At 44.0% G+C, this 15,434-nt stretch carries 21 protein-coding genes; 6 read left to right on the top strand and 15 right to left on the bottom strand.

Annotated elements, in window-relative coordinates; genetic code table 11:
* Position 1 precedes the first annotated feature (1 nt).
* From ACFFJH_RS18705 to ACFFJH_RS18660, 10 genes are all read right to left on the bottom strand, one after another.
* Entirely contained in the window at positions 2–1,594 is a 1,593-nt protein-coding gene (locus ACFFJH_RS18705) for a recombinase family protein (protein ID WP_390214574.1), read from the bottom strand.
* Between the two features lie 169 nt (positions 1,595–1,763).
* Positions 1,764–2,108, bottom strand: coding sequence for a DUF2528 family protein (locus tag ACFFJH_RS18700; RefSeq protein ID WP_390214573.1), 345 nt, complete (start codon positions 2,106–2,108; stop codon positions 1,764–1,766).
* A gap of 19 nt (positions 2,109–2,127) precedes the next feature.
* A complete protein-coding gene (locus ACFFJH_RS18695; RefSeq protein WP_390214571.1) occupies positions 2,128–2,397 on the bottom strand; it encodes a hypothetical protein in 270 nt (89 codons plus the stop codon).
* Positions 2,398–2,403: 6 nt separating this feature from the next.
* A complete protein-coding gene (locus tag ACFFJH_RS18690) occupies positions 2,404–2,568 on the bottom strand; it encodes a hypothetical protein (protein ID WP_390214570.1) in 165 nt (54 codons plus the stop codon).
* A gap of 163 nt (positions 2,569–2,731) precedes the next feature.
* Positions 2,732–5,407: a toprim domain-containing protein gene (locus ACFFJH_RS18685; RefSeq protein ID WP_390214568.1), complete on the bottom strand. Its 2,676-nt coding sequence runs from the start codon at positions 5,405–5,407 to the stop codon at positions 2,732–2,734.
* Between the two features lie 6 nt (positions 5,408–5,413).
* A complete protein-coding gene (locus tag ACFFJH_RS18680; RefSeq protein WP_390214567.1) occupies positions 5,414–5,665 on the bottom strand; it encodes a hypothetical protein in 252 nt (83 codons plus the stop codon).
* On the bottom strand, positions 5,665–5,826 hold the full coding sequence (locus tag ACFFJH_RS18675; protein WP_390214565.1) for a hypothetical protein: 162 nt from the start codon (positions 5,824–5,826) through the stop codon (positions 5,665–5,667). Before ACFFJH_RS18675 ends, ACFFJH_RS18680 begins: the two co-directional genes overlap by 1 nt.
* Before the next feature lie 90 nt (positions 5,827–5,916).
* Positions 5,917–6,177 carry an Ogr/Delta-like zinc finger protein gene (locus ACFFJH_RS18670; protein ID WP_390214563.1) on the bottom strand — a complete coding sequence of 87 codons (261 nt, stop codon included), beginning with the start codon at positions 6,175–6,177 and terminating at the stop codon, positions 5,917–5,919.
* Positions 6,174–6,614, bottom strand: a complete 441-nt coding sequence (locus ACFFJH_RS18665; RefSeq protein ID WP_390214561.1) for a phage regulatory CII family protein — start codon at positions 6,612–6,614, stop codon at positions 6,174–6,176. Before ACFFJH_RS18665 ends, ACFFJH_RS18670 begins: the two co-directional genes overlap by 4 nt.
* 42 nt (positions 6,615–6,656) lie before the next feature.
* Entirely contained in the window at positions 6,657–6,884 is a 228-nt protein-coding gene (locus ACFFJH_RS18660; RefSeq protein WP_390214560.1) for a hypothetical protein, read from the bottom strand.
* A gap of 39 nt (positions 6,885–6,923) precedes the next feature.
* Here ACFFJH_RS18660 and ACFFJH_RS18655 point away from each other — a divergent pair, with 39 nt between their 5' ends.
* From ACFFJH_RS18655 to ACFFJH_RS18630, 6 genes are all read left to right on the top strand, one after another.
* A complete protein-coding gene (locus tag ACFFJH_RS18655; protein ID WP_390214558.1) occupies positions 6,924–7,373 on the top strand; it encodes a helix-turn-helix domain-containing protein in 450 nt (149 codons plus the stop codon).
* A gap of 5 nt (positions 7,374–7,378) precedes the next feature.
* Positions 7,379–7,861 (top strand): BRCT domain-containing protein, encoded by a 483-nt coding sequence (locus tag ACFFJH_RS18650; protein WP_390214557.1) that lies wholly within the window; start codon positions 7,379–7,381, stop codon positions 7,859–7,861.
* A gap of 63 nt (positions 7,862–7,924) precedes the next feature.
* A complete protein-coding gene (locus ACFFJH_RS18645) occupies positions 7,925–8,818 on the top strand; it encodes a BRCT domain-containing protein (RefSeq protein WP_390214555.1) in 894 nt (297 codons plus the stop codon).
* Positions 8,819–8,902: 84 nt separating this feature from the next.
* Positions 8,903–9,208 (top strand): hypothetical protein, encoded by a 306-nt coding sequence (locus tag ACFFJH_RS18640; protein WP_390214553.1) that lies wholly within the window; start codon positions 8,903–8,905, stop codon positions 9,206–9,208.
* A gap of 129 nt (positions 9,209–9,337) precedes the next feature.
* Positions 9,338–10,012, top strand: a complete 675-nt coding sequence (locus ACFFJH_RS18635; RefSeq protein ID WP_390214552.1) for a hypothetical protein — start codon at positions 9,338–9,340, stop codon at positions 10,010–10,012.
* 41 nt (positions 10,013–10,053) lie between these two features.
* Complete coding sequence (locus ACFFJH_RS18630) at positions 10,054–10,941, top strand: hypothetical protein (protein WP_390214551.1); 888 nt, start codon at positions 10,054–10,056, stop codon at positions 10,939–10,941.
* Between the two features lie 47 nt (positions 10,942–10,988).
* On the opposite strand, the gene ACFFJH_RS18625 is transcribed toward ACFFJH_RS18630, so the two are convergent.
* The 5 genes from ACFFJH_RS18625 to ACFFJH_RS18605 all read right to left on the bottom strand — a co-directional run bounded on the left by ACFFJH_RS18625 (position 10,989) and on the right by ACFFJH_RS18605 (position 15,429).
* Positions 10,989–11,192 (bottom strand): hypothetical protein, encoded by a 204-nt coding sequence (locus ACFFJH_RS18625; RefSeq protein WP_390214550.1) that lies wholly within the window; start codon positions 11,190–11,192, stop codon positions 10,989–10,991.
* Positions 11,193–11,267: 75 nt separating this feature from the next.
* On the bottom strand, positions 11,268–12,251 hold the full coding sequence (locus ACFFJH_RS18620; RefSeq protein WP_390214548.1) for a contractile injection system protein, VgrG/Pvc8 family: 984 nt from the start codon (positions 12,249–12,251) through the stop codon (positions 11,268–11,270).
* A complete protein-coding gene (locus ACFFJH_RS18615) occupies positions 12,248–12,703 on the bottom strand; it encodes a phage tail protein (RefSeq protein WP_390214547.1) in 456 nt (151 codons plus the stop codon). The genes ACFFJH_RS18620 and ACFFJH_RS18615 overlap by 4 nt, the downstream gene beginning before the upstream one ends.
* Positions 12,704–12,715: 12 nt before the next feature.
* Positions 12,716–15,313, bottom strand: coding sequence for a phage tail tape measure protein (locus ACFFJH_RS18610; protein ID WP_390214546.1), 2,598 nt, complete (start codon positions 15,311–15,313; stop codon positions 12,716–12,718).
* Positions 15,313–15,429 carry a GpE family phage tail protein gene (locus ACFFJH_RS18605; RefSeq protein ID WP_315481470.1) on the bottom strand — a complete coding sequence of 39 codons (117 nt, stop codon included), beginning with the start codon at positions 15,427–15,429 and terminating at the stop codon, positions 15,313–15,315. Before ACFFJH_RS18605 ends, ACFFJH_RS18610 begins: the two co-directional genes overlap by 1 nt.
* Positions 15,430–15,434 lie beyond the last annotated feature (5 nt).

Here is a 15,434-nt window from a genome sequence, read left to right as displayed (position 1 = left end):
CTCATAACCCGAAGGTCGTAGGTTCAAATCCTGCCCCCGCAACCACAATTAGAGACGCGCCGCCGATAGCCATTAGAAGCTTTTCGGCGGCGTTGTCGTATTCAGCGTAGATAGTTTCGCCTTCTTGCTTGATTTGAATCTCACCAAAGAGATTTTGAATGATATTGCGAGCGCTTTGGATATCGCTTTCAAGTGTGTTCTGCAGATCCAAAGTAATTTGTTTTATCTTGGATTTAATAGCGCCGTCGATGTTGGCCAATGGCTGAATTTTCGTTACTGGTGTCTGGCTTTCAAGTTGTGCTTTTTCATTCTCTGCTGAGATCAGTCTTGCTTTCAGCGATTCTGACAATCCAATAGACGCGATCGCATCCACTAGACGTGAAATTTCCCCATTCAGTTCCGATATTCGCGCTTTTGAGCTTGCTGATTCGATAGCTTTGTTTTTTTGCTGATTAGCAATGATTTGTTGTACTTTGTGCTCGATCTCAGAAATTGCCTTGTCAGTCAAAAGCTCATCGCGTAAAGCGCCTAAAAGTCTTTTATCCGCAATTTCACGTGGAAAACTCACACCTGTGCAGACTTCAGGTCCTCGATCCTTCCGCATATTACAACCATATAGTTTTTTATTGATTGCTATGATTGCACCACCGCAAAGAGGGCATTTCATTATGCCGCCAAAAAGGGTTCGAGTAGGCTTGCCTACCCGCGGCCCACCATGTAACGCTGGAGCAGATCTCCTGCGTTTTACAGATTCCCACAAGTCTGCGTCGATGATACGTAGTTCCGGTACATCTATCACCTTCCATTCATCAGTAGTGCGTTCAAATCGTTGACGTTTGCCCGTATCTGGATCCTTGACCCATTGAGATCGATTCCAAACATACTTTCCAGCATAAAGCTCATTGTGTATGACACCATTCCCTTTTTTTGCACAACCATAGATCGCGGATACCGCCCAGGTGCTATTTCTGGGGGACATAACACCATGCTTGTTTAGCTCGGATGCGATCCTTTGTACGCTCCAACCTTCACTGTATTTTGTGAAAATGAAACGTACCCATCGAGCTTGTTCCTCGTTAATTACGTAATAACTACCAACTTCGGTTTTAACGATGTCATAGCCGAATGACTTACCACCCGCGACATATCCACGATCCACTTGGCCACACTGGCCGCGGTGTGTTTTATGGCGCAAGTCGTCTAAGTAAAGTTCATTTACTAAACCACGGACACCGCGCATGATCTTGCGGCCGCCCATCTGGCTATCGTAGCCATCAGCGACACCGATAATGATCATTCCGCGATGTTCTAGCCGGCGCACGATGCGCTCTTGTTCCACTTGGTCTCGGGACAATCGATCAAGACTTTCAAGGATCAAAACATCAAAGCGATCGGCGATGGCGTCAGAAAGCAACTTTGCACCTCCTGGGCGCTGTTGAACTGGGATACTGCCGCTTATATGGTTATCAGAATGGATTGCGATGACTTCAAACCCTTTCTGTGATGCTAATTGCTCACAGATACGGGTTTGGTCATCGATAGAGGATTCACGTTGTTTGTCGGAGCTGAACCGAGCGTAGATGATTGCGCGCATTATTTATGTTTTTAACGTTTGTATGGTCAACAGTATCACGCAAAACTGGCGCACAACCCGAACCATCACTCGACATGATGTCGTTTGCGATGCGCTGGGCAATCAGCTCGATGAGCTGTTGCCAAGCTTGCGGATCGTTAGTTTGTAGCATTTTTAAGTCGCAGTCGAGTTATTCAACCGTAACGAAAATATAGTCGGAATCAAATACTACATCATCAATGCTAACGATTTTAATACCAAATGTTCCATCCATCTTGTTTGGCCAGCCTTCAGATTCCTCAATTGCTTTAATCGGATCTAAAGAACTTAATGCTTCAGAAAAGGCTTTGCTGGCAAGCAATTTCAATACTGTTTCTGTGATGTTTCGGTTGGATTGAGCAAATCGATATGATGCATCACCCCAGAAATTATTAATTTCGTGCAGCTTTTCATCGGTCATGATCGCATGATCAATCTCAACAATCATTTCAAGTTTTTCATCGTATGAAACGCGGTATTTTTTTAAAGTGTTCATGATATTTAAATTATTAATTTTAATAAGATAGCATTGCTTCAACTGAGTCTAGAAGCTTGTCTGCATAAGCCTGGTTAATCTTGGCGATAGATTGATATGCCTTCACCTTAAACTGTTCGTCATTCATGCCTGGATCAGGTTTGATGTGCAAAATGATGTCGATTTGGTCGCCTTCTGGCTCTGTCTGAATAACTTGATGTAACAGAAAATCGGTTTCATCAGGCTCTACATAAAATAGGCATTGTTGGCCATTACTGGCGGTAATGATTGATGCGAATTGGTTAGCCATTTTTCGTTACTCACTTAAATTGATTTGGTACGATTCCGCCAAAGTTTTCAAAACACACTCGGCTGGAATTCCTAGTTTTATCGATACATCTTCGGCTCTTGCTTCAATAGTTTTCTGTCTGCAGGAACTATCGAATTCAGCAATCACCTTTTCTTTTGAAATGATGTTCATGCCTTTTTCTCCAATGTCTTTACACTCACACCGCAAGCACCAAACAAGTCGTAAACATCATCAAACACATCGCCTGATGACTCTGCGATCGCAAAGTAGCAATACGATTTACTGCACGTTTTCACTGTCACAATGAACGACATAAAATCTCCTTTCAATTTGATTATTTTTCACGCTGGAAAACCCAGCACTTCACCGAACGTGAAGGTGTGCCAAGTGGCGATTGACTGTTTTTGATCTGACTATTCACAGTCTTAATTTCGATAAATTTTCTACGCGAGCTGGTCTTGAGCACTTTCTTCAAGTCACGCAATGCCGGCACTTGTTGGCGGCGTTCGGTCGCTACCTGAAGGAAGTGATTCAAATTGACAGCGATAAGGTCAGGATCGATAGCGTGATTGAGAATCGACATATCCCCGTTGTCGAGGTAATCGAATGCCTCCCAGAATTCCTGCACTAAGACATGATCGTTATTGATGATTTGCTGACGCTCTTGCGCCATCAAAATAAACTGCTTCTTCAATTCGCTCTGCTGATGTTCAGACAGTTTTATGACCAGGCAAAGTGCATCAACTAAAGCCAGCATTTGTGAATGCGTCTCTACCAAACGAGGCATTTTGATATTCTGATTTGCTCGTAGTTGTTTAATGTACTCAGGCGTCTTTTGGGCGATTACTTCCATGACCGCTTTTTCGCGTTTTGTCGCGGCCAAAATAAATCCAGACACATTTTCGACTGATGTGTATTTCAAGCGATCAGCGGCTTCACCAGATTCTGCAGTCTGCGTAGTACGATCAAAATACAAATGCACGATACGAGACAAGATCGCCTCAGACGCATTTACAGGATTGTTTTGGCTGATCACGATTGAGCCACGGAAGGGTGGTTCATACGTCTCATTACCACCAGTCGCCATGCCACGAGCGCGGGTAGAGCGGCCGTTATAGGCAGTCTTTAATTCATCCCAATCAAATGATTTAACATGACTCTTTTCTTCTCCCAGGCGTTCACGATCAGACTCAATTAAAACCACAGGCAAACAAGACACCTGGCTAAAGTTACGTGCACGTGCTGCCAGGCTAGATTTGCTCGGATCAAAACCCTCATAACCACCACGGCCAAACAACTTCCACAAGAATTCGATCAGAGTCGATTTACCAGCGCCAGCCTCACCAACCACTTCTAAGAATGGATAGGACGACTGCTTGGCGCGGATCTGCTCAGCAAACAAAGATCCAAACCAAAATGTAAGCGCGGCCAAACCTTTAACACCAAAGGCTTTCCAGAACAGGTCGACCCATTCTTTGTGGTAATCATCCGGATCACGATTGATTGATAGGTGCACCGACTTATTCAGCGATTTAAGCGACAATTTGCCAATATCAAAAAAATCTTCGTTATTTACTTCACTAATCACGCCGTCTTTCATCGCAACGTCGCCAAGAACGTAGCAACCATGCTCGATGCTGTAACCAATGTAATCAATCGTATCGACGCGTTTAATGTTGTACAGTTGTTCTGCGAATATGCGATCTAATTGCGACGACGAACCGCTATACATCGCGCCGGCTGCTATACCCAACAAACGCTTTTTAAATTCTGCCGCGCTCGATAAGTGGGCACTTGTGAACGTGTTTTTAACCGGCGCGCCATCATGCGGAAACTCAACACGGAAGTAGTACCAGCTCTCGCCCGTAACTAAGTTCTCTTGAAAGTAAAGTGCGGTTGGGTTGCAATTGGCGATTTGACGAATAGAACTAGAAGAGCGCAATGCCTCATCACGCAAAGCCTCTTCAGACAATTGCTGTGCATCTTCAGACTTCTCTTGATCTTGACGCGCCTTGTTGTAGGCCTCTAAATTCAACTGAAACCAATAAAGTCTGTTGGTAAAATCAAGATAGAAATCTGTTTGGTCGCCGTGATGGCGATACATCAATAACGCTTTTTCAATCGCAGATTTAGCGATTAACAAAGAACCGTGATACAGATAGTTTTCAATATCATGTTCATTAAGCTCACCACGTTGGTGCAGGTCATTCCAATCGATCTTGGCTTTGCCTTTCTGGGGAATTTGTGCGGCGAAGCACGTCCAACCCTCATCCTGAGCTCGTTTTATATGCTTCTTAGTATAAGTTCTACCAGCGGGGTCGCTATCGAGCGCCCATATCAATTTGCAGTTTTTACCGCCGCGTGACAGCGCCAAGTTGTGCAATGCATCGTGTGGATAATTGTTGCAACTCATCAGTGCAACGGCTTTAATTCCATGGTGCATTAGTGCGATCGCATCGAATATCCCCTCAACCAACCAAAGCTCGGGTGTCTCCTGGATCACCATCGTGTCAGCTTTCCACCAACCACCGTAGTACTTCATCCCGTACTTAAAGTTCGCTTTCTTTTTACCAAAGCGGTATGGCCGATCAATTATCCTTTCCCAATAGCCATCCCCGACATTGAAACGTACCGTCGCGCTACCGATCTTCAATTCACGATCGTAGTAGTTCTCTTGGGTGTACAAGTCTTGAATCACATTAGGACTAAAACCTCGGCCGTGCTGCAGATAAGCGTCAGCAGCAGCATTAGGATTCTTATTCTCCGGTGTCGATGGGTAACGCTCAGACCAATTATCAAACAGCTCTGGATAACGGTCTTTCACATGAAAAGTTTCACCGCAATTATTCAAGCGGCCGCACTTCGCAACCCAAGGATTATTGGCATTAATGAATAATTCTTTTTTGCCACAAGATGGGCATTCGCCACCACGTAAGATGCCGTTCGTCTCTTTCTTGAAATTAAATTCAGAAAGTCGCTGGAGAATTTCTTTGTGTAATGATGAGTCCATAGTTTCTTATTCAAAATCACCAGCTGCACGACGCTTAAAATCGTTCTGCAGGGGTTGTGTGATGGTTCTTGGTTGTTTGCGTTGTGCTACAGGCTTTGACGATGCCCAAAGGCTTGCAGGTACTTTTCCGCGCCAGCAATGCGCTACTACCGTCAATGTTTTTAGAACCAAAGGCGATACCTGATCAAGTGGCTCCACAATGTGTAAAGCCTGCCTGGCTTGCTCTAATTCCTCTTGACTGACGGTAGGCGTGCTCATCAGATTTCTTCTCGACGCAATTGAGGATTTAAAAAATTAAATTTGCGACGTTCCCGAAATTCGCGCTGACGTTGTGCATTTGTTTTTGGCGCCAACTTCGGTGGCCGCCCACGTTGGTTGTTGAACGCGTCTTTAGTGAATCTATCCTCTGGTTGTTTCATACCTACCTCACAAAATTTCAGGCAAAAAAAGTCCCACACGCCTAAAAACAGGCATGTTCCAGCTACAACAAAAAGGGTTTTAGAAAGTCGCTATGCGGTCGATAAATTGAGCGACAGTTGATTCAATGCGGCATGCCGCACGTGCTGCGAAATCGGGATTTTTACTTCGTAATTCGGCAATGCCGATAGAGATACCGTGCGCAGTACTTCAAGCCCAGCGATAAACACATGGCCGCATTCTTCGTTCTGGCAGCGATAAGTAATCTCTTTAAACATCTCAGACATAGTTCTAGATTTGATTGCCTTCACACCGCTTTTGCAATGGGGGCAAGGTAGGCCGATAACTCTCATTCGGATAATCCTTTCAAACGGGCAGCCATGTCATGTAATGCAGTGATCGTTCTGTGGATCGCATCGTCAACACGTTTCACTTCGTGTGCCTCTACGCGGCCATCAGCCAATGTATCGTTGACCGCTTGGCCAACATCGCCATTGGTAGACCAGACCTTTGCAACCAGCTCAAGAATCGCTGTATCGCAAGCACTAGAGTCCGTATTGATGGGAATGCAGATATGACTTTGCGATTGCGCTAGCGCATGCAAAATAATCACATTGCCGGTGATCGTCATCGTGCGTTCTATATCCGACAGCGATGGATAGTTATGCACGTTATTTGGATTGGCTTTGTTCCGCAAAATTTGTGCACTCATGCCTAAGCGCGGTGCCAATGATTCCACGCCACCACTAAATGTGGTCACGGTTTGGTAGAAAGCGTCTTGAGGGGTCATTTAAAAATCACTTTTCAAATTATTATTTTGCGCGTAACTGGTCTACTGTTTGGCAAGAGCCACAGTGGATGCAATTTCGGCTTTAAGTGATTTAAGACCTCGTAGATACATCGATCGCATGAATGATGACCGAGAGCGCTCTTGTGCTTCGGCAAACTCGTTGGCCTCTGCATACTCATCAGGTGATAAACGGATAGGCGTAGCAATAGAGCCGTTTATTTTTGGCGCACGAGAAATGGGCGCAATACTTGCTTGTCTTGTAGATGTCATAAGGTATCATTACGAATCGTTAGGTGTAACGAGATATTAGTGCAGAATTCTGCACTTGTCAAACTTTATGGTGAAATTTTGCGTGAAATAATTGGCACTCGTTTATGTGAAGAGCGTGATCGCCTTGGTTTTAACCAAAGTGATCTTGCTAAAGTTGGTGGTGCGTCTAAGCGATCACAAATTGATTGGGAGGCTGGAAAGTCAATGCCAAACGCGGAGTATTTAGCGTTGGTTGCGACAGTCGGCATCGATGTCTTATATGTGCTGACTGGTAAATATTCTGTTTCTACCTTGAGCAGTGATGAATCAGATTTACTAAATGGTTTTCGTAGCCTTGATTTGAGAGGAAAAGCTGGCGTAATGGCTTTAATTGGTGGAATGAATTCGACCGTACAAAACAATATCAAGGGCGATGTAGGTCAGATCATTAATGGTGATCTTTCAACTCAATCACTTAGCTTTACGGTAGGTGGCAAAAAGAAGAGTTAAAAATAATGGAAATCATTAGTTTTATTTATCGTAATGCAGAAGGCGTCACTCGTGAACGATGCCTTTCTCATTGGAAGGAATCTGTATATTACATACAGGGTTTTTCCGTAGATGATGAGGGAATCAGGACTTTTCGTAAGGATCGTGTTCTTGAATACCTAAATGGAAGTGATGCATATTTATTTTCACCTTATGAAAGTGCTCCACCAAAACCAGTAAGAGAACGGACTGCGATGGGGCGCCCAGATCCAACACGTCCGCAGATAGCCTTTACTGGATTTGCAGCGTTAAAAAGGGCTTCACTTGAAGCGATGTCTGAAGACGCTGGTTTGCATGTGTGCAAGTCTGTCACTTTGGGATTGGCGTATTTATGTATTGGCTCAAAAGCTAGCCCAATAAAAATAGAAAAAGCTCAATCTCAGCGTGTTTGTATACTCGATGAAGCACAGTTTTTTTCGCTGATTGAGACCGGAGAAGTGCCAGACTAATTGGAAGCAAATGGCGGTGTTATTTTGTTTTACTTAGATTGATAAAAAGGGGAAGGATTTTTGATGGCGTCAAATCAATTAGTATTAAATCGTTTTGTCTCAACATCTCAACTTGATAAATCAATTAACTCCCTGCTTGGATTGGTTGAGGGTATTGCAATTGATGGCGTTATCAATGAAACCGAAATTGATTTTTTCATGAGGTGGCTTTCAGAACACGTTGAATTGGCCAATCGTCATCCATTTAACGAGCTGATGCCAGTGGTTCAAACCGCAGTGCAGGATGGGATATTGGATGATGAAGAACGACAAGATATTATCTGGCTATGTGAAAAACTGAAGTCGACCCAATACTATGACCAAGTGACTGCTGATATCCAACGGTTGCATGCCGTGGTCGGTGGCATTATTGCAGATGGTCTGATAAGTGAGGAAGAGTTACGAGGGCTGTCTGATTGGATGGAGGACCATAGCCATCTAAAAACATGCTGGCCATTTGATGAAATTGAGAGCCTTATTACAGGCGTATTAGCTGATAAAGTTATTAGTCCGGATGAGCATCGACAATTGAAGGATTTTTTTTCAGAGTTCATCGCACTACTTGATGATCGAACAATCACCAGTCCATTGATTCAAGAAGGAAGTGCATTCGTTGGACTTTGCGCCGTTTGTCCGGAGATCGAATTCGACGGGAAAATGTTTTGCTTTACGGGTGCATCAAATCGTTATTCTCGACAGGAATTGTTTCATGTAGTTGAACAATTCGGAGGGCTAACAAGTAACTCAGTATCAAAGAAAATATCGTATTTGGTGGTAGGTGCAGATGGCAATCCATGTTGGACCTATGCCTGCTATGGCCGCAAGGTTGAGAGAGCGATAGAACTACGCAAAGCAGGCGAACGTTTGTTGATCATACATGAGAATGATTTTCATGACGCTGTAGCGGACTTAAAGTGAGATTTCTTTAGCTCTTGAAATTGGCATTAAATTTTTATGTATGATACGTAATTAGACGATTCCGAATAATGCCAGGTAGAGAAAATGGAAAAGATGCTTGCTGTAAATAACGTGACATCAGTGCATCTTCTAAACCTATTAGAAACAGCGGAAAAGACTTTGCGCAATGCAGGTTTTGAAGTGATACAAACGGACTGGATAAATCTTTCGGATGGTACGGCGATACATGAAATGTTTATCAATGCGGATTCTGATGTTTGTGCAGAGAATAATTTTTTGATTGCAGATAAGTTGACCGAAGAATTTGAAGATACAGCCATGAGTCAATTGTCGATCGTCTGTCGACCGCTTGCCCATCATTCAAAATTCAGTAAGACAATGTTCAAATAGATTGAGAATAATTAAAACGATGCTTGAAAATTTTGATACAACAGTAGACTCAAAAATGACGATCTCAGCATCGTCATTTTTTTTACATGTAAGCGATTTTGTTTTACATGGAAAATTTAGTTTAAAAGGATGAATTTAGCAGTGACTGGAAAGAAGAATACGATTAAAGGTGACGTTGGCCAAATAGTGAATGGTAACTCGACGCAAGGGCCAACAATGAGCAATGTCATGAATGTGACGATCAACGATAAAGACGTACAGTACTTAACGACGTTTCAGCGTGAAAGAATAACTAAGCAAGTCAAAGAATATGCCGCACTTTCTGGGCTTGAAACCTTAGAAATTTACAAGGATCTATTGATCATAGGGGGTGCTAAAAAAATGAATTTATTCCCCATGGATAAATATAAAGAGGCATCCGACTGGCTAGATCGAATGATCGCCAGTGCGCAAAATGAAATCGATAGAAAAACCAAGCCATCAATAAAAGTACAAGCTGCAACGTCAGCCGCCTGCAGTAAGTGTAAAGAGCTATCAACGACACTCACGCACTCACGCACCAAGACAAACATACTATTGGCGTTACTAGCTGCATCGCTTGTCATGCAGGCGTGGATGTATTTGACTAGTGATAAAGCGATAGCTGGAACGGATGCTGTTTCTATCGATAAAAAATGTCATAACGATGGCAAGGTGTATTCGATTGGCAGTACTGTTCGCATGATCGATGGCAGCGTAAAGCAATGCATTGGCTCTGCAAGCAGCGATTCGATGTGGGAAACGCCGATTAAAGCAAAAAGATGAATTTTAAGAGCCAACTTCAAACTTATAGACAGTGAGACCACATGACTACAATAGTGACCTACCCGTACAGTTTATCGCATACGATCCATTACAATACAAGGAACCCTGTACCAATTTCTGAAGTAATAAAAGCGCTTGAGTCACTTCAGGCATTGATGAAATCAGTGCCAACTGTAATCGCTGGTATTACAGAGACAAAAATTCGTACTTCTGAACTGCATGTTGAGCGAATAGAGTCAGGTAGTTTGTTTGAGACAATTGTCCTAACCTTGTTTTTTAAAGACGAAGAGGACTTAAAGAAATTTATGGAAAAAATTCGTGAAAATCCAAAATTGAAGAACACCTTGATTGGCATCGCATTAGCTGGATTAGTTGGTTATGGCTTACATTTGGCGAGTTCATCGAAAGGTGAAAGTCCACAGATCCAAGCAAACAATAATACGATTATTACGATTGGTGCTGATGCGACCAAGATGGCGCCGGAAGCGCTAAAAGCGATTATTGAAGCTGCAGTCACAAATAAGAAAGAGAATGCGAAAAATGCGATCAAGTTTGTGAGTCCTGCTAGGAGTGATCCAGAATCTTCAATAAGTATGGCTGGAATTGATGGTCCAGAGATAGAAATCACTCCAAAAGCAATTCTAGAAGCGCCGAAGGAAGTGCCAGAGATTGCAAATCAAAAAATCGAGGATATGCAAAATATTGATATCCAAATTAGAGCGTACGATTTGGATAATAAAAATTCCGGTTGGGCAGGCAAAATTGAGGGCGTTACATCAAGAACAAAAATTGAGCTGGACCCTCATGTTGATGAAAAGCTTTTATTTGGAAAGACGGTTGTTAAGGCAGATGTCACCGTTACCTTTATAACAAAACCGAAGGATAAGCACTATACAGCCAAGAGCATATTTATTCGGAAAATTTATTGAGGTGTAGGTTGGTTAAGGGGGCACAATAACCAACCAACTCAATAAAATTATTTATTTTCAATATTCTGTTTATCTAACTTTTTGGCTGTTTTTTCGATGGTAGAAACGATCGTCAATGCAGATAAAAAAACCGCACTAATTAAAAACAACAAGAACGCCTCAATTTCGTGAATAGCGCTTTTAGCTGATGAGAAGATGGCTAGTCCAGCCAGTATTGAAATAACAGTGATGATCTGCAGTACAAGTTTCATTGATTAACCCTCGTAGATGTAAAAAAATGGATCCGCTTGGATCCACTTTATTTCTAGCAGTAATCGTGCCACTGATTACTTCTTCGTCTCCATATCCAATTGCGTCGTATAGCCATTACTAGTCAGGCTATGCGTCGTTTTTGTCACCAGCCAAGTCATTGACCCTATTGGCGCCTTCAAGGTCGGGATCTTCACTGATGTCATGGGCGTGATGTCAGGGCGGCCTAATGCCAGGCTAAATTGCAAAGTCGCTTCCCCGCGTTGTATGCGATTCCATTCCGCTTTTGCTGCCGTCTCTGCAGCCTTTGCGCTGGCGTATACGTGGCGCAATCGTTTGGGGTTGTCATCCGATCCCACTAATTCGCTGTATTCCTTTGCATCGTTTTTGTCGTGCCATTGCGCACGCACACCGGAATAAGCATCGCGGTCTGCTGTGTTGTATCGATGGCGGTCACCATCTTTGCGGGATATCGTCACAGTGGGCATGATTTCGCCCTTGCTGTTCATCGATTCGCCAATGGGCAGAAAGACTAGGGCATCTTTTTTAACAGTCGCTACAGCGTCGTATAGCTTGCCAATGCGGTTTAAGAAATGGATATCTGATTCATTTGATTGATCGATGTGATCAATCACCTTGTTTTTGAATGAAGGGCTGATTCTGGCTGCCAAACTATTATTGCCCGCAATAGTGGCTACGATTTCACCAATGGTTTTTTTGTGAAAGCTGCGGGTCTTTTTGGTGCGAATTGGTTTGCCTAACTGGGCGCTTCTGGCGCGCAATACCAGGACATCTGGCGCGCCTTCGTGCTCAACCTCATCGACAATGAAAGTACCTTTGTCTACCATGCCTGTATCTTGCCAGCCCAGTTGCAAAGTGATTTTAACGCCTTTGCGCGGTATGGCCACAAGCCCATCACTATCATCAACCGTGATGTCTAATTGATCGACCGCATCTTCTCGTGATTCAGTCAGTGTGAGACTGACTAGGCGAGGGTAGATCTTGTCTGTGATGTCTTTACCGTCAAGCGTAACGGAAAATGCCGGTTGTGGATGATTCATTCTGCAATGTCGTCGTCTAAATAATCTAAGAATTCGATCTCGTACGAGTTGTCTGTCTGCTGTGCGATCTGGTCACCACGATCAACGCGTTTTAGTTTGATGGTGAAATCGATCTTACGTGCTAAACCATCCTGAAAAAACATCGACCGACTATCGTCAATATTGGTAATAGCATATTGGCCGTAAATCTTGCCCGTGCCTTCGACCAGCACGTAGCTTTCGCCTCGATCAGCCATGGCATGCAAGTCGTCAATCGACGCTGGTTTGCCACTAAGTGATGGCGCAAACCAGCCACTGAGCGTGATTGAATCTACCCCTTTACCTGTGTATTGGTGTGCATCGCGTTCACCCACGCGCGAAGTGCTTGGGTGCTTCCATTCAGTTTGTCGCTGAAACTGTTGGTATGCGATTGTTGGTAGGCTAAAGACAAATTGGCCTAAGCTCATCATCATGCTGGTATGTCCTTAAGATTCGTCGTAGTCGTGCAGGCTGGAGCGCTTACTGATTTGGTTTTTACGAGTCTGTTTATCGAGTTCTTCTTTGACCAATCTCGCTATCGTTTGGGCATCCATCCCCGGTAAGGTGTTAATAGTGATTTGATTCGTGTTGTGGGTAACATTCGTGTTTGTTTTGCTTGGGCTTAGAGCTGGCCGTTGGTCTATCTTAAATAGCTCTTCGGGTGCAGGCGTTAAGCCAAGCAATTTGGATGAATCACCAACTTTGGACGCATCAAAGGGCAGCTGGTCGGGTGAAATCTTTGGTATGGCGCCAGCTTTGTAAATATCAAAATAGGATTGATTCGGTGCAAATTTGGGTAAACTAGTTAGGTTTGCTTGGTTCGTATTCTCTGCAATAGGGGACGTAATCGCAGGCGTGCTGATATTGGGAATGATCGCTTCTAGTTTTTTTGCATGAGCTTCACCAGCGCTGGCACCTAGTAAGATGCTCATTGCCATTTTATTGACAGAAATAAATGTATCTCGCAAAGACTGTATTTTACTTTTGATGGCATCGACTAACCAATCGATCAATTTCCCACCATACCCCGTCATTTTTTCGCAAACATGTCCATCAAAAAAATTCCATACCGCGCCAAAAGCTTTGTGTAGCATACCTATCGGAGAATAGCTGATGATGAGTTTGGTGATTCCCCATAACCCCTCTTTGAATGCCAATTTAATGTCGGTCCAAAGCTGATCGAAAAATCGTGTAACAGGTGCCCACGTGTTGTAAAGATAAACGCAGACAGCTATCAATGCCATTACAGCGGCCACGATGAGAAAGATAGGGTTCATCAGCAAGGTCAAGTTAAATACCATCATGGCATAGCGTGCGACGGCTAACGCGTTGCCTAATACAGAAAGGACAAGCGCTAAGCCACCTAAGCCAATTAGTAGAACCGCCACGATGGCAGCGGCCTTCATTAATGTCGATGCGAGAACGGGATTTTCCTTTACCCATTCACTTGTGGATTGGGCAACTTCTCCCAACCACATCGTTAGTTTTTTTAATTCAGGTTCTATCGTTTCACCCATTACTGACAACGTATTGGTGAATGTGCCGGTAGTTGCTTCCCAGCGGTTTTTAAGTGTGCCTAATTGCTCATTGACCCGCATTTGCAATGAGGCTTGATTCTTCATTTTTTGAATGGTTTCTTCGTAGCCGGCCTTGCCCTTGGTAATCAGAATTTCAAGCACTTGCTTTGTTTCACCATCATCGCCAAATTGCGTGCCCATCGCTTTGAGCGTTTCTTCGTTGTTGAGGCTTTTGAGCTTTGCAAACTGGGTGAACATGTTTTCAATCCCAGCGAATTCGCCTTTTCCGTCGGAAAAATCGAGTTTGATACCCTTTGGTGCCAAAATTTTATTTACTTTGTCGCGCTTTGCTTTGTCCATTCCTAAATCAAGTACTTTACGCAGGGCGTTACCACCAGCCTCACCTTTCATACCTGCTTGATCGAACATCGCGATCATCGGGGCAATGGTATTGACCGCTTCAAGTCCCTCTTGACGTAAAGTACGCAGGGCAGGTGACACTTTGGTGAACGCTTCTAGCATATTGTTATCGTCTACACCGAGGTAGTAAGTTCGTTGAATGACATCCATGAGTTTGAGCATGTCTTTTTCATTGGTACGCGTAGCATCCTGCATCTTCGCTGCAAATTCGGCGGCTTCTGTAGGTAATTTCTTTAGTTGAACGGCAAGGTAGGCAGACGCTTCACCCATGCCACCCAAGATGGCTTGGCCTGACATGCCTTGACGGTTAAGCATGGTCATCATGTCTAAGAAGTCCGATGTTGTTCCTGGCAACCGATCACCTAATTTGGTAGCAAGCTCATTGATTTTTTCAAACTCAGGCGACACCTTGCCGCCTTCTTGCATCATAGATACTTTGAGTTGTACTTTTGAATCTTCTGCATTGGCAAAAGCACTGATGGGGGATTTAAGACTTACAGCTGCTACCGTGCCAGCGGCGACCATCCCCGCGCCTGTCATCGCCATTTTCCCTGCGACGGCTTGACTCCTTTCCATGCGTTTTTTAGCTGTGGCCAGTTGTTCTTGTTTTTTTGTGGCGGCTTCCAGTTTTCTAATTTGATCTTTTATTTCAGCATTAGTGTAAGCAATATTATTTTTGAGCCATTGTTGAGCTTTGCCTAACTCGTGTGTGCTAATCCCAGCAGCTTTGAGCTTGTCGCGCATGCCTTGCAGTTGCAGGCTTTGGCTTTGATGCTGTTCTTTGAGTTGCTTTGCTGCTTTGGTGGCTTTATCAAACTCACGTGTCATCGCACGTGTAGGCGCTTCCACGAGGCGCATTTTTTGCGCTAATGACTTGACATGTTGCTCTGCGGTTTCGAGCTTGCTGGATGTTTCTCTTAGATCGCCATGGATTTTACGAAAGCCAGAGACCGCGACTTGTTGTGATTCTAAATCTTTGAGCTTGTCACGCATGGCTTTGAGTGCCTTGCCACCCGATTCAGATGTGCCGATGATTTTCTTTAGCGGCGCGGTGACCTTTTCCATCATCGAGAAGATTACTTGTAGTTTTAAGTCGCGGTCTGACATTATTCATTGCTTTCGTATCGTTGTCTGGCGCGTTCCCGCCATTCCATTAATTCGGATAGACTAAAGTCCGACATCGCCGATGGTGCCCAGTGGAACACCATCGCGATATCGGCCATTGCTT

Origin of the sequence: Affinundibacterium danionis (assembly GCF_042432465.1) — a bacterium.
Classification (GTDB): domain Bacteria; phylum Pseudomonadota; class Gammaproteobacteria; order Burkholderiales; family Burkholderiaceae_D; genus Undibacterium; species Undibacterium danionis.
Note: the sequence above shows the minus strand (reverse complement) of the source record. Positions and strands in the feature narration are given on the sequence as shown.